The sequence below is a fragment of the Pseudodesulfovibrio tunisiensis genome, assembly GCF_022809775.1.
Taxonomy (GTDB): Bacteria; Desulfobacterota; Desulfovibrionia; order Desulfovibrionales; family Desulfovibrionaceae; genus Pseudodesulfovibrio; species Pseudodesulfovibrio tunisiensis.
This window is the reverse complement of the sequence record NZ_CP094380.1, coordinates 1,618,311-1,632,354: the sequence shown is the minus strand read 5'-3', so window position 1 is coordinate 1,632,354 and position 14,044 is coordinate 1,618,311. Positions and strand designations below refer to the sequence as shown.

Genomic DNA, 14,044 nt, shown 5'->3' with positions numbered 1-14,044 from the left:
GCTCCTCGCATTGCCGGGCGGGGCCGCAATCCCCGCCCGACAGAGGATTTTCCGAATCTAGAATCCCAGGTGATAGGATTCCACGAACGCGCCCACGCGGGCCGAGGAATCGGCGATGCGCTTGCGCAGTCCCTTGGCATATTCGGCCAGATCGATGGTCTTCCGGGCCACCCCGGTTTCCATGGCGGCCTTGGCAACGGCCACGGACACGTATTCGATCAGGCGAAGGTCAAGAGCCTTGGGGATGATGTAGTCGATGCCGAATTCCAGCTTGTCCACGCCGAACGCCTTGCACACGTATTCCGGTGCGGGCTGCTTGGCGAGGTCGGCCAGGGCCTGGGCGGCAGCGAGCTTCATTTCTTCATTGATGGCCGTGGCCCCGACATCCAGAGCGCCGCGGAAGATGAAGGGGAAGCCGAGCACGTTGTTCACCTGATTGGGGAAGTCGGAGCGACCGGTGCCCATGATGGCGTCGGGGCGGGCTTCCTTGGCGTCGGTGTAGGAAATCTCGGGATCCGGGTTCGCGCAGGCGAAGATGATGGGATTGGCGGCCATGGTCTTGACCATGTCCTTGGACACCACGTCCTTGGCGGACAGGCCCAGGAAGCAGTCGGCGCCGACCATGGCTTCGGCCAGAGAGGCGTATTCCTTGTTGGTGGCGTAGGCCTGCTTGGTCGGGTTCAGGTCGGTGCGGCTCTTGTTGATGTGGCCGCGGGAGTCGAACATGGCGATGTTCTCGGGATCAACGCCCATGTTCTTGTACAGGTTGGTGCAGGCGATGGCGGCCGCGCCAGCACCGGAAACCACCACGCGCAGGTTTTCGGCCTTCTTGCCGGAGATTTCCAGAGCATTCATCATGCCGGCGGCCGTGACGATGGCAGTGCCGTGCTGATCGTCATGGAAGACCGGAATGTTCATTTCCTTTTTCAGGGTCTCCTCGATGTAGAAGCACTCGGGGGCCTTGATGTCTTCCAGATTGATGCCACCGAAGGTGGGCTCCAGCGCCTTGACGATTTCGATGATCTTGTCGGGATCGGATTCGTTCAGGTTGATGTCGAAGACGTCCACATCGCCGAATACCTTGAACAGAACGCCCTTGCCTTCCATGACCGGCTTGCCTGCGGGAGCGCCGATGTTGCCGAGGCCCAGCACGGCGGTGCCGTTGGAAACCACGCCGACCAGATTGCCGCGACCGGTGTATTCAAAGGATTTCGCTTCGTCTGCGGCGATTTCCATGCACGCTTCGGCAACGCCCGGGCTGTAGGCCATGGACAGATGCTTCTGGGTCACGCAGGGCTTGACCGGAACCACTTCGATTTTGCCTTTCCGTCCCTGGGAATGGTAATCAAGAGCTTCTTGCTTGGTGAACAATGCCATTTCAATCTCCTTGTGGTTGATAACCGTTATTCGATCCCGGCCGCCTTGCGGTCCGGCACTGCATACAGTTCGTTGCCGTGTGCGTCGTTGATGACGAGAAGCGGGAAGTCCTGCACCTTCATTTCGCGGATGGCTTCGGGGCCGAGTTCGTCAAAGGCGATGACCGTGGACTCCACGATGGAGTTGGACAGCAGGGCACCGGCTCCGCCGGTGGCGCCGAAGTACACGGCCTTGTAGTCCTGCATGGCCTGACGGGTGGGCTCGTCGCGCTTTCCCTTGCCGATGGTGGCCTTGAGGCCGAGGCTGTACAGGCGCGGGGCAAAGGAATCCATGCGGTAGCTGGTGGTGGGACCGGCAGCGCCGATGGGGCGGCCCGGAGGCGCCGGGCTGGGGCCGACGTAGTAGATGGCCGCGCCTTCGAGGTCGAAGGGCAGTTCCTTGCCCTGATCCAGAAGCTCCACGAGTTTCTTGTGCGCCGCGTCGCGGGCCGAGTAGATGGTTCCGGTCAGGAAGACCACGTCTCCGGCCTTGAGCTGCACGATGTCTTCATCGGTCAACGGGGTGTTCAGCTTGTATTCAGCCATTAGAGTACAACCTCCTCGTGCCTCTGGGAGTGGCACTGGACATTGACGGCCAGGGGAAGGCTTGCCAGATGGCAGGGTTCGACGGTGATCTTGACGCTCAGGACCGTGGTCTTGCCGCCGAGGCCCATGGGGCCGACGCCGAGCTTGTTCAGGTCTTCTTCCAGTTCCTTTTCCATGGCCGCGATTTGCGGATCCGGATGCGTGTCGTCCAGGCGGCGCATCAGGGATTTCTTGGCGATCTTGGCAGCATGGTCGAAGGTGCCGCCGATGCCGATGCCCACGATGGTGGGCGGGCAGGGGTTGGGGCCGGCTTCGGCAATGCGGTTGATGACGAATTTCTTGATGCCTTCCCAGCCCTGCGCCGGAGCCAGCATGGTGACGCGGCTCATGTTTTCGCTGCCGCCGCCCTTGGCCATGAAGACCATCTTCAGCTTGTCGCCGGGCACCATGTCGAAGTGGATGATGGCCGGGGTGTTGTCGCCCATGTTGGCGCGGGTCAGGGGATGGCAGGAGGACTTGCGGAGGAAGCCGTCCTTGTAGCCCTTGCGTACGCCTTCGTTGATGGCTTCGCGCAGGTTGCCGCCCTCGATCTTCACTTCGTCGCCCAATTCCACGAACAGCACGGCAAGGCCGGTGTCCTGACACAGGGGCAGTTTGGTGTCGCGGGCCAGATCCGCGTTTTCCAGAAGCTGACGAAGCACTTCCTTGGCGGACGGGGAGGTTTCCTCTGCCAGGGCCTGTTCCAGCTTGGCGCGGACGTCGTCCGGCAGCTCGGTGTTGGCCTTGATGCACATGTTGGCCACGGCATCAATGATTTCGCTGGTGTGAATAGTGCGCATGTTACTTCTTCCTGAATATTTCCTTGATTGCGGTGATGCCCATCTTGCGACGCAGGAATCCGAGCTGGTTCTGCAAAGGCAGCTTCTTGGGACACACGTCCTCGCACGCCAGCAGGCCCATGCAGCCGAATATGCCGTGATCGTTGCCGATGATTTCGAAGTACTGCTTGTCGGTGCGCTCGTCGCGCGGGTCGACCACGAAGCGGGCAATGCGGTTCAGGCCCGCCGCGCCCATGAAGTCGTCACGCAGCCGGGCGGTTCCGCAGGCCGCCACGCAACATCCGCATTCGATGCAGCGTTCGAGCTCGTAAATCTGCTCGGCGACCTCGTTGTCCATGCGTTCTTCCTGCCTCTTGGGGTCGAACTGCTTGGTCGTGTGCACCCAGGATTCGGTCTTGGCGTACATTTCGCGGAACCAGACACCGGTATCCACGGCCAGGTCGCCGACCAGCTTGAAGATCGGCAGGGGATGCAGGGTGATCCTGGACGGCTGGTCCTTGGTCTTGGTCTGGCAGGCCAGACCGGGGCGCCCGTTGATGACCATGGCACACGCGCCGCAGATGCCGGCGCGGCAGCAGAAGTCGAACATCAGGCTGGAGTCCTGCTCCTCGCGCAGCCTGTTCAGGGCGATGAACAGGGTCATGTTCGGGGTTTCGTCAAGGGTGAACGTCTGCATGTGCGGCACGTCTCCCTTTTTCTGGGGATTGTACCGGAATATTTCGAACTGTAATTGTCTGCCCATGATGCATTCCTCTTTTTGATCCGGGTTACTTCTTCTTGCCGATTTCGGTGACGGGGCTCTTGACGGTGCGCTCCTTCACATACTTTTCATCGGCGGGAATGATCGTGCCGCCGCCGTAGCCGCGGTCGCCCGGAGGCAGCTCGAAGACGGAAGTGGTGTCTTCGTAGGAGAGCTCGGGCATGTCAGCGCCTTCAGGCCAGTAGGCCAGAGTGCGGTTGAGCCAATCCTTGTCATTGCGCTCGGGGTAGTCTTCGCGGTTGTGGGAGCCGCGGGATTCGGTGCGCTGCAGGGCTGCCTGGGCAATGCACAGGCCGAGACGGACCTGGCCTTCCAGCTTCATGGCTGCGCCCAGCTCGTAGTTCGCGCCGATGCCGTCGGATACCAGACCGACCTTGCGGGATTTTTCCAGCGTCTTCTGCAGGGTCTCCACGCATTCCTCCAATCCTTCCTGATTGCGGAACACGAAGCAGCCCTTCATCAGGGCTTCCTGCAACTCGTTGCGCACCTGATACACATTGAGCTTGCCCTTGCGGCCGTGGATCAGGTCATGGATGCGTTCTTCCTGCTTCTTGACGGCCAGATTGACGGTACGGGTATCGAAGCGGGTTTCGTAACCCTGGAGGAATTCCACGATCTTGGAACCGATGATGCCGCCGGCAACAACGGTTTCGGCCAGGGAGTTGCCGCCCAGACGGTTGAAGCCGTGCATGTCCCAGCAGGCGGCTTCACCGGCGGAGTACAGGCCTTCCAGTCCGTAGGCCGCGCCGTCCTTGTTGGTGCGGATGCCGGCCATGGTGTAGTGCTGGGTGGGGCGCACGGGAATGAGTTCCTTGCGCGGGTCCACGCCGAGGAAGTGATGGCAGATTTCATCCACTTCGCGCAGCTTGGTGGAGATGTGGTGGTCGCCGAGATGGCGGATGTCCAGCCAGAGGTGTTCGCCGTATGGGGTCTTGACGCCCTTGCCCTGCCGCATGTGGTGGGTCATCCAGCGGGAGACCACGTCGCGGGAGGCCAGTTCGGCCTTGTCCGGCTCGTAGATGTGCATGAAGCGTTCTTCATTCACGTCGAGCAGGGTTCCGCCGTCGCCGCGGCAGCCTTCGGTGACCAGAATGTCCGTGGGCACGATGCCCGTGGGGTGGAACTGGATGGACTCGGGGTTGCCGATGGGCACCAGTCCGGTTTCGTGGGCGATGATGTGACCGCCGCCGTCGCAGATGACTGCGTTGGTGGTGGCCTTGTAGATGCGACCGAAACCGCCGGTGCAGATGGCGGTCGCCTTGGCAAGGAAGACCTCGAGCTGGCCGGTGCGCAGGCAGCGGACCACCGCGCCCATGCAGGTCTTGCCGTCATGGATCAGGGAAATGGCTTCCTTCTTGTCGAACACGTCGATGCCGAGTTCGGCGCAGCGGTTGTCCATGGTGCACATGACCGCATGGCCGGTGCCGTCCGAAGTATAGCAGGTGCGCCATTTGGCGGTGCCGCCGAAGGAACGGGCCGTGATCAGGCCTTCCTTTTCTTCCTTTTCATATTTCTCGAATTTTTCCCCGCCCTTGAAGTAGAAGGACTGTCCGGGAACGACGCGGTTCCACGGCACGCCCCAATGAGCCAGGCGGCGCATTTCGATGGGAGCGGCGTCCGCGAAGAGACGGGCCACTTCCTGGTCGCAGCCCCAGTCCGAGCCCTTGACCGTGTCGATGAAGTGGATGTCGCAGCAGTCGCCTTCACCCTTGGCACAGTTGCCGAGTGCGGCCTGCATGCCGCCCTGGGCCGCAGAAGAGTGGGAACGCCTGGCCGGGACGATGGAGAGACAGGTGGTCTTGAAACCGCTCTGGGCAGCTTCACAGGCTACGCGCTCACCAGCCAGTCCGGCGCCGATCACGAGCAGATCTGAGTAGTATGTTTGCATGGAATGAACCTCGTTAGCCTAACGTTACAAAGCGGATCAGGGTAATGATGCCGATGGCCATGAAGATGGAGAACAACGTGGTCTCGAACTTCTTGAAACCCTGACGCTGCTCGGATTTGACGAATCCCCATTTCACGCCGATGCGGTAGAAGCCGACGCTGACGTGGAGTTCGACGCAGGGAAGCAGGATCATGTAGAACACGAACCACCAGAAGTGCTGCATGCGCGCGGCGGACTTGGCCGCGGTGATGGGCAGGTCGTTGAGCACGACCCACATGTGGATGGCACCGAGAATCAGGATGATCATGGCGGTGACGGCCTGAACGACCCACAGCCATGTGTCGCGGTGTTTCAGCATCTTTGCGTGAGCCCAGATGGTGCTTTGCCCTTCCACGCGAAACGGAATCTTCCGCGCGGCAAGCACGAAGTGAAGCAGGAATGTCAGAAAGATCAGGGGACCGCCGACCTGAGCCATGTAGGTGGCCTCGAAGAACTCGGCGATGGCGTTCATGATGCTCGGCGAGATCACCACTGAAGAAACGAGCAGCATGTGACACCACATGAACAGAATGAGACTTGCGCCCGTGAGCATCTGAAGCCAGTCAAGACCGGCGTCGACACGGGACAGGCCTGCTACGGATGTCGTGTTGGTTTTCAGCATTGGTTCACCTGTTTTTCATAGAATTGAAATGAAACTGGCATGCGCCAGGGCCTCGTGCTCGGGTGCTGCAGCCTGCGTGGCGGCCAGGCCGGGCCTGCGCCCGCAGTCCTGTGAAAACACCGCCCCATTCCTCATTCAAACCTCCTCGTTTATGGCGATTCACAAAATTTTTTGGGTCGCAACGGAAACGAATGAGCAACAGTTGTGCCAAGGCATTATAATTTATAATGCCTTTTAAAACAGGTAGTTATATTTTGGTGGATAGAAAGGAAGGCGGATTTTCGCTTATGCCGAGACGGGCAATGAGCGAAAATCCGCCGATTGATATGTTAGGAACGTTTCAGGCCGTATTTGGCCATCTTTTCATTGAGGGTGCGACGGGGGACGCGGAGGTCCGCAATGACCTTCTTGATATTGCCGTTGTGGCGGGCCAGGGCTTCCCGAATGATGTGCTGTTCGAACGTGGCGACCTGATCCCTGAGGCAGACAGAGGAGGCGTGCTGGTCCACGTTGCGCGTGGAGAGCAGCTTGGAGATGCGCTCGTTGGGAGGCAGGGCCGAGAGCACGTAGCGTTCGGCCAGACTCTTGAGTTCCCGCACGTTGCCGGGCCAGTCATGGCCCATCATGATGGTCAGGCTTTCCGGGGAGAGCGGCTCCACGGCCTTGCCGTAGGTGTCGGCCGCGCGTTCCAGAAAGAAGGAGAACAGCATGGGGATGTCGTCCTTGCGTTCCCGCAGGGGAGGGACGCGCAATTCAACGGTATTTATGCGGAAATACAGGTCTTCCCTGAGCCTGCCTTCTTCAATGGCCTTGCGCGGATTTTCGTTCATGGCGGAAATCAGCCGAAACTCCACGGGCTGGGGCGTGTTGCCCCCGAGCGGGGTGATCTCCTTGCATTCCAGAGCGCGCAGCAGCTTGCTCTGCACGTCCATGGGCATGGAACTGAGCTCGTCCAGAAACAGGGTGCCGCCGTTGGCCGCTTCCAGCTTGCCGATGCGCTTGCCCTGCGCACCGGTGAATGCGCCGGGCTTGTGGCCGAAGAGTTCGCTTTCCGCCATGTTCACGGGAATGGCGGCGCAGTTCAGGGCCAGTGACGGACCTTTTTTCCGGCCGCTCAGGTTGTGGATGGACCGGGCAATGACTTCCTTGCCCGTGCCGGTTTCGCCGATGATCAGGACATTGGCGATGGTGGGCGCGATGTGGGCGATTTCCTGCTTGAGTTCGCGCATGGGCCTGCTGGTGCCGACCAACCGGGATTCGAGTCCCTGATTGCTGGCCAGTTCTTCCTTGAGGCGTCGGTTTTCCAGAATGAGCTGGCGCTTTTCCAGAGCGCGCTTGATGGTTTCCACGATGCGCTCCGGATCGAACGGCTTTTCCACGAAATCGTAGGCTCCGCCCCGGATGGCTTCCACGGCCATGGCAATGTCGCCGTGGCCGGTGAAGAGCACGACCGGGATGTCCGGATCGATCTTGGCGATTTCCTTTTGAAAGGCCAGACCGTCCAGCCCGGGCATTTTCACGTCCGAGAGCACGATTCCGGCATAGTTGCGGGCAATGGTGCCCAGTGCTTCCCGCGCGTCCGGATAGTCCTCCACGGTGAAGTCGGAAAGTTCGAGCCATTGCCGGGCCGAATCCCGGACAGATTGCTCGTCGTCGACAAGAATGACCTGGGGCATTGGCTACCCCTCCTCCAAAGGTTTGGACAGGGGCAGGCGAATCACGAATTCCGCGCCGCTTCCGTCTCGGTTTCCGCCACGAATTTCGCCGCCCATCTCCTTGATTATCTTGTATGAAATGGAAAGTCCGAGTCCGACGCCAACACCGTCCTTCTTGGTGGTGACAAAGGGTTCGAACAGCCGTTTGCCGACCTCGGACGCAATGCCCGGGCCGTTGTCCCAGACATGGATTTTCGCGTGCTCCATGCCCAGACTCAGGGTGACGCCCACAAAGGGCGAAGGGGTGCCCTGGAGCGAATCCAGCGCGTTGCGGAACAGGTTGATGAGCACCTGCTCCAGCCTGACACGATCGCCCAGAATGAATACGGGTTCATCGGGCAGGGTCAGCTTGAGGTCGCAGGCTTCCACCTGAAACTGGTGCTTCATCAGGGTCAGGGATTCATTGATGGCCAATCTGAGATCGAATTCGCTCTTCTTGTTCGAGGATTTGCGTACAAAGGATTTCAGGTTGCCCGTGACCTTGGCCAGCCTGTCGCCGAGGTCCGATATTTTCGTTAGCGTTTCTTCCAGTCTTTCCGGCTTGTTGCGTGCCATCATGAGCTTGCAGCTCGCAATGTAGGTCTTGATGGCCGCAATGGGCTGGTTCAGCTCGTGTGCCACGGCCGTGGACATTTCCCCGAGCGCGGCCAGTTTGCCCGCCTGAATGAGTTCCTCCTGCGCCTCGCGCAATTCCTGTTCCGTGCGTTTGCGTTCCTCGATTTCCTGAGCAAGCTGCCGGTTGATGGCCCGGACGCGTTCGGCCTCGATGGCCTGCTGGCGGGATATCTCCTTCTGGCGACGTTCACGCAGGAAAAGTCGTGTCAGGATGGCGAGTCCCACCAGAACAAAGGAGGTGAGGGAGGTCCCCAGCGTGCGTTCCCACAGGGCATCCTGCTGCATGAGGTAGCGGATTTCCCAGTCCATGTCCGGGATGGATCGGGTCTTTTCCAGAAAACGTTCGGTGCCGATGGTCACTTCCTCCATGGCACCCATGCGGGACGTGCGTTTGGAGGGCAGGTACTTGAGCTTGAGTTCCGGGTACTGCCAACGCTCGTGAATGGTGTCCAGAATGTCCGAGGAGAGCGCTGCCAGCGTACGATACTTCCATGACGGACGACTGGACAGCACGATCACGCCGTTGGAGTCGGCCACGAATACGGTTTCGCCGCCCTCCTGCCACAGGGCTTCCAGCTGGGAGAGCACGATCTTGACCGTGGCCACGCCCACGACCTTGCGATTCACGAGAATGGGATGGGAAATGTAGAACCCGGGCTTGCCCACGGTTACGCCCACACCGAAGAATTTTCCGTCGTTTCCGCGCAGGGCGTCCTTGAAGTACGGGCGGAAACTCAGGTTCAGACCGACGAAGTTGTTCTTTTCCCGCCAATTGCTGGCTGCCACCACGATGCCATCGGGATTGAGGATGTACAGGGCTGCGGACCCGGCCTTGAGATTGGCCTGTTCCAGAAACATGTTGACTTCGGTGAGGTCCTTGCCCGTGGTCAGGAGTTGGTGCGCGATATCGGTCTTGGCAACGAGATAGGGCAGGTATTCGTATTTCTGCAGGGCGGAATTGAGCGTGCTTTCATACAGGGTCAGGCGTTCGTTGGAGACCCGCTCCAGGTCCTGAAGATAATTGTAATAGACCACCAGTCCCACGAGAAAGGGGATTCCAAGCATGAAGAATCCGCTTATGGCTATGGGAAAGGCCCTGGTTTTGGTCTTCTGCAAGATGTTTGGATGTTCATTCATTTTTGCAAACTGCTTTCGGTAAAAATCGAATCACGTTGTTTCGAAATGCGCAAGCAAACTGCTTTTGCGCGGGATTCGGCTCTGTTTTTCGGTCTGGTCGGCGAAAATCCGCCTATTTTTCAAATCATTTCCGCTCTCAACAGGCGGAAAAAGCATGACAAGTCGCCTCCATGGCCTTTTTTCCCCGATTGCATGGGGCATCCTTGCCTTCAAAGCAAGTTGCATACCGCAAGTCGGGGGAGAGTGCACCCGGCGGTGCATTTCAAGGACGATCATCTCGGGAAATTGTCGGTCACGGCAACGGACAGATCGGGTCTGAACCAGAGCGCCGCATCCTTGGGAAAGTGCTCCCGCATGAATGCGCGCCCCCTGTTCGGGCCGAGGATGAACAGGGTCGTGGCAAGGGCGTCGGCTTTTTCCGCCGAGTTCGCGATGACCGTCACGCCTACGGATTCGTGGGCGGAGTCCATGTCCGAAGGATTGATGATGTGATGGCGGAGAATGGTTTCCTGCTCGTCCTGGATGGCCACGAACTGCTGATAGTCGCCGGAGCCGCAGACGCCCTTTTCCCGCACCGTGACCGTGGTGTAGATTTTCTGGGCCCGGGGATGGCGGACGCCCACGGTCCAGTCGCGGTTGCCGAAACAGTAGAAGTCGCCGCCAGCTTCGACAATGCCTGCCTTGATGCCCTGCTTTCTGAGTATGGCCACGGCTTCATCGATGATGGTGCCCTTGGCTATGCCGCCCATGTCCAGGGCCATGCCCCGTTTCTTGAGCCGCACGCGCTTGGTGGTCTCGTCGACAATGATCATGCGGTAGTCCACGAGATCCTTTTTGGCCTGGGCTATTGTTTCGTCCAGAGCGTAATACAGGGGCGAAGTGGTCAGCGCACCGACCGTGGGATCGAAAATGCCGTTTGAAAGGCGGCTCAGGTTCAGGGTGCGCTGAAGCAGACCGTAGGCGCGAGGCGTGGGAGTGACCCAGTTCCGGCCTGCGTTTCGGTTGATGCGGCCGATGGAGCCGCTGGCGGAACGGAAATCGAGATCGCGCTGGATCGAGCGCATGGAGGTGAGCACCTTGTCAAAGGCCGCGTCCGCTTCGGTTTCGTTGCGGGCCACCAGAGTGAGGCGCACCACGGTGCCCATGGCCACATCGGTGTAATAATACAGGCCGGGCGCGGATTTGGGGATGACCTGCTTCTGCAGGACAAGAGGCAGGGAACCGAATCCGGCCATGGCGATGGTGCAGAACAGGGCTCCGCCCCATGCCAGACGGCGGCCCCATTTGAGCTGGTCCTCAAAGGCCGGAACCATGAGCGGCAGGCACAGGCAGGCACCGAGAATGGCGGCGACCTGCATGGCCGGGCCTATGGAGTGATAGTTCCGGATGATGAGTCCGCCTAGCAGCGGGCCGACAAGAAAGCCGATTCCCGCAGCAAAATGTGCGGTTCCGAAGATTTTTCCCTGACTGCGGGCAAGAGAGGAGGCCAGAGCCATGGAACTGGGAATGGAGATGGCCGATCCAAGGCCCATGATGGTCCCGGCCAGAGCGAACTGCCAGAGTTCCCGGCATGCTCCGAGGGCGAAAACTCCGGCTGCGCTCAGGAGCATGCCCGCCACCACGGTCATGGGGCGGGGACGTCCGCGGAATATGTGGCCGGACAGGAACAGCCCCAGGCAGGCCACCAGATTGGGCGTGGCGAATGTTGCGCCGATGACCATGCCGTGTCTGCCCAGCATGGTGGAGAGCAGGATGGGATAGAAGGTGACGACCATGCCGATGCCCAGAGTGCGCCCGGCCAGAGCCATGCAGAGGGCGGTCATGTCGAACGGGGACGGCTGTCGTGCCGAGGCGGACATGGCACTGCGCTGCTTCCGGGTCCTGATGTGGTTCGGCAGACCGATGCCGAGGATCACGGTGGTCAGGGCCATGCAGAGGGACAATCCGGTCATTATGGGCGTCATGTCGCGATTCAGGTACAGGATGCCGCCGACCATGGGACCGCAGAAGAGTGCGACATTGAATACCAGCGCGTGGAGGCTGAACCATCGGGAAAGCTCCGACTGCCTGCCACTCCCACCGAGCACGGCGAGGCCCACGGGTTTTATCAGGCCCGAGACGAGTCCCATGACGAACTGGATGAAATACAGGATGGGCATGCCCGGATGCAGGAGATACAGCAGGGGGGCCGCGGCTCCCATGAGCGAGGCGGCGAGCAGCGGCGTGCGCGGTCCGGCCCTGTCCGCCCAGAGGCCGGACAGCGGGGCTATCAGCAGCTTGGCGAAGTAGTAGCCGGCAAACGCACTGCCAAGCCATGCCCCGCTCACCTTTTCGTCCAGGCTGACCAAGGGCATGGTGAAGGAAAACAGGCCGACCCCGAGCGTGGACAGGAAGCCGCTGCTCAGGATGACCGCGAATATTCGCTGTTCGGCGAGGGAACGTTTTTCTACAGTGTTGGTAGACATTGCATATCCTGAAAACGATTCCGGGCAATGTGACTGCAAAACACCCTTTTTGGCAAGCGGTTCCTGCATATTTCAACCAATTGTTTTATCAGACGATCTTTTTCAATGTACTTCGTGAACGAATTGGCTGGCGAAAAAAGATCGCGATAATGCGCAGTGCCGGCCGTTTTTTCGGCCTGTAACGTTTTTGCGATATGGGGAGGGGGGGCGGAGAGCGGATTATGCCTTGGCGCAGGGCAGGGTCACGCGGACGCAGGTCCCGGTTTCCTCGGACGTGGTCATGGCGATGTCACCGTCATGCACGCGCGCGGTCAACCATGCACTGTAGGTGCCGAGACCAGTTCCGCCCGACTTGCCCGAAGTCGCGTACTTTTCGAAAAATTTGTCGCGGATTTCCCGTGGTACGGCAAGCTTGTTGCGGATTTCCATGACGCATTTCCCATCCGTTTCAAATTTGATTTCCACAGGCTGGTCGTCCGAAGCCTCCACTGCGTTGAGCAGCAGATTTTCCGCCATGTTTCGCAGCAGATTGGGGTCGCCGGGAACTTCCATGGAATCGTTTTCCCGGATCGGCCTGCCGTTCAGGTGGATACGGACAGGCACCTTGCGTGTGCGCAGTTTCTGCACATCTTCTCCGGCCTTGGCCGCCACTGCGACCAGATCCACGGGTTCGGCCTGAAATTCGTATTGCCCGGCTTCCATCTTGTAGAGATTCAGGGAGCTGTTGATCATGTTCATCATGCGCAGCCCGGTTTCCTCAAGTGCGTTCAGAAGCTCCAGCTGTTCCGGGGTGAGATTTCCGTCGTCGCGCATGGCCTTGGGTACGCTGATGATTCCGGCGAGCGGGGACTTGAGATCATGCCGGACGATGCGCGCTACATCCTCGCGAAAGGCCTCGGCCGCCTTGCGGGCCGTCACGTCCAGCCCTACGGAAAGGAATTCCGAGGTCTCTCCGTTGGCGTTGCGCAGGCTCGAATGCGCCCAGGAGAGCCATATGCGGGAACCGTCCTTGCGCATGCATTCGGATTCCGTGAAGTCCGGGCCATGCATTTTCGAAATGAGGCTGCCGACGGTCTGTTCGGATTGCTGACCGTTTCGATCCACCGAAGGCAGTATGGTCCCGACGACGTGTCTGCCGAGAAGCTCTTCGGCGGCATATCCGAAAAGATCCGCCCCGTAGCTGTTGATGAAGGAAATGCGTCCGCTGGTATCCATGCGGAGCACCACGCACAGGGCCTGTTCCACAAGGTCCTGATACTCCCGGCGACTGGCGCGCAGGGCTTCCTCCGTGCATTTGCGCGTGTCGATGATGCGGTTGCTGGCCCGGATGCCCGCATACACTCCGTTTTCGTCGTGGACCGGGGTGCAGTGATGCACCAGCCAGTGCTCGGAGCCGTCCCTGGCCCTGATGCGGAAGTCCAGATAGCCGGGGTCGCGGTCTTCTCCCTCCAGAGCGAAATGTCGGGAAACGGTCTCGTGATCGTCCGGATGCACAATGCGTTCGAGCAGGCCGGGATCGGCCATGAATTCGTCGCGGGTGTAGCCGGTGATGCGTTCGCAGGCCGGAGACATGTAGGCAAAGGAACCGTCACGGGCCTGCCAGTATTCCCATGCCCGGGTCGTGTCCGCCACGATGCGGAACCGTCGTTCGCATTCCGTCAGTTCGTCCCGTCCCTGCTTCAGGGTGCGGAACAGGGGAATGAGCATGAGAAGACCGAGGAACAGGGCCGCGGAAACGAACAGGCCGACCAGTTCGAAGTCCATGCGTGGTATGCGGTCGCCGAGCAGTACGTCCTTGAGACTGTACAGTCGCCGGGCTGCCATGCCGAATATGCCGATGGAGATGATGGTCCAGGACCAGTTGCGTCCCGTGAGAGGGATGAGTCGCAGGGCAAGGAACGCGGCTGCGAATTGCAGCATGGTCGAAACAAGCAGTATGGCGTACATCGTTCCCCGCAATGCAACATTGGGTTTGGTGAATGTATAACGCCTACCTGTTTTTT

General features: G+C 59.9%; 10 protein-coding genes. All 10 read right to left on the bottom strand.

Annotation, left to right across the window (positions count from 1 at the left end; all coding sequences use genetic code 11):
- Nucleotides 1–57 precede the first annotated feature (57 nt).
- On the bottom strand, nt 58–1,377 hold the full coding sequence (locus MPN23_RS08040) for a malic enzyme-like NAD(P)-binding protein (RefSeq protein ID WP_279388705.1): 1,320 nt from the start codon (nt 1,375–1,377) through the stop codon (nt 58–60).
- Nucleotides 1,378–1,403: 26 nt separating this feature from the next.
- Nucleotides 1,404–1,961, bottom strand: a complete 558-nt coding sequence (locus MPN23_RS08035) for a Fe-S-containing hydro-lyase (protein ID WP_243547178.1) — start codon at nt 1,959–1,961, stop codon at nt 1,404–1,406.
- Nucleotides 1,961–2,800, bottom strand: a complete 840-nt coding sequence (locus tag MPN23_RS08030; RefSeq protein WP_243547177.1) for a fumarate hydratase — start codon at nt 2,798–2,800, stop codon at nt 1,961–1,963. The genes MPN23_RS08035 and MPN23_RS08030 overlap by 1 nt, the downstream gene beginning before the upstream one ends.
- Nucleotide 2,801: 1 nt before the next feature.
- On the bottom strand, nt 2,802–3,542 hold the full coding sequence (locus MPN23_RS08025) for a fumarate reductase iron-sulfur subunit (protein ID WP_243547176.1): 741 nt from the start codon (nt 3,540–3,542) through the stop codon (nt 2,802–2,804).
- Nucleotides 3,543–3,567: 25 nt separating this feature from the next.
- Nucleotides 3,568–5,448 (bottom strand): fumarate reductase flavoprotein subunit, encoded by a 1,881-nt coding sequence (locus MPN23_RS08020; protein ID WP_243547175.1) that lies wholly within the window; start codon nt 5,446–5,448, stop codon nt 3,568–3,570.
- A gap of 13 nt (nt 5,449–5,461) precedes the next feature.
- Complete coding sequence (locus tag MPN23_RS08015) at nt 5,462–6,109, bottom strand: succinate dehydrogenase/fumarate reductase transmembrane subunit (protein WP_243547174.1); 648 nt, start codon at nt 6,107–6,109, stop codon at nt 5,462–5,464.
- 329 nt (nt 6,110–6,438) lie between these two features.
- Nucleotides 6,439–7,785 carry a sigma-54-dependent transcriptional regulator gene (locus tag MPN23_RS08010; RefSeq protein ID WP_243547173.1) on the bottom strand — a complete coding sequence of 449 codons (1,347 nt, stop codon included), beginning with the start codon at nt 7,783–7,785 and terminating at the stop codon, nt 6,439–6,441.
- A gap of 3 nt (nt 7,786–7,788) precedes the next feature.
- Nucleotides 7,789–9,504: a sensor histidine kinase gene (locus MPN23_RS08005; protein ID WP_243547172.1), complete on the bottom strand. Its 1,716-nt coding sequence runs from the start codon at nt 9,502–9,504 to the stop codon at nt 7,789–7,791.
- A 344-nt stretch (nt 9,505–9,848) separates the two neighbouring features.
- Complete coding sequence (locus tag MPN23_RS08000) at nt 9,849–12,041, bottom strand: MFS transporter (RefSeq protein WP_243547171.1); 2,193 nt, start codon at nt 12,039–12,041, stop codon at nt 9,849–9,851.
- A 219-nt stretch (nt 12,042–12,260) separates the two neighbouring features.
- Nucleotides 12,261–13,988, bottom strand: a complete 1,728-nt coding sequence (locus MPN23_RS07995) for a PAS domain-containing sensor histidine kinase (RefSeq protein WP_243547170.1) — start codon at nt 13,986–13,988, stop codon at nt 12,261–12,263.
- Nucleotides 13,989–14,044 lie beyond the last annotated feature (56 nt).

Coding starts and splice junctions, on each gene's coding strand:
- MPN23_RS08040 (WP_279388705.1), bottom strand. CDS start 1,377: ATGGCATTGTTCACCAAGCAAGAAGCTCTTGATTACCATTCCCAGGGA.
- MPN23_RS08035 (WP_243547178.1), bottom strand. CDS start 1,961: ATGGCTGAATACAAGCTGAACACCCCGTTGACCGATGAAGACATCGTG.
- MPN23_RS08030 (WP_243547177.1), bottom strand. CDS start 2,800: ATGCGCACTATTCACACCAGCGAAATCATTGATGCCGTGGCCAACATG.
- MPN23_RS08025 (WP_243547176.1), bottom strand. CDS start 3,542: ATGGGCAGACAATTACAGTTCGAAATATTCCGGTACAATCCCCAGAAA.
- MPN23_RS08020 (WP_243547175.1), bottom strand. CDS start 5,448: ATGCAAACATACTACTCAGATCTGCTCGTGATCGGCGCCGGACTGGCT.
- MPN23_RS08015 (WP_243547174.1), bottom strand. CDS start 6,109: ATGCTGAAAACCAACACGACATCCGTAGCAGGCCTGTCCCGTGTCGAC.
- MPN23_RS08010 (WP_243547173.1), bottom strand. CDS start 7,785: ATGCCCCAGGTCATTCTTGTCGACGACGAGCAATCTGTCCGGGATTCG.
- MPN23_RS08005 (WP_243547172.1), bottom strand. CDS start 9,504: ATGCTTGGAATCCCCTTTCTCGTGGGACTGGTGGTCTATTACAATTAT.
- MPN23_RS08000 (WP_243547171.1), bottom strand. CDS start 12,041: ATGTCTACCAACACTGTAGAAAAACGTTCCCTCGCCGAACAGCGAATA.
- MPN23_RS07995 (WP_243547170.1), bottom strand. CDS start 13,988: ATGTACGCCATACTGCTTGTTTCGACCATGCTGCAATTCGCAGCCGCG.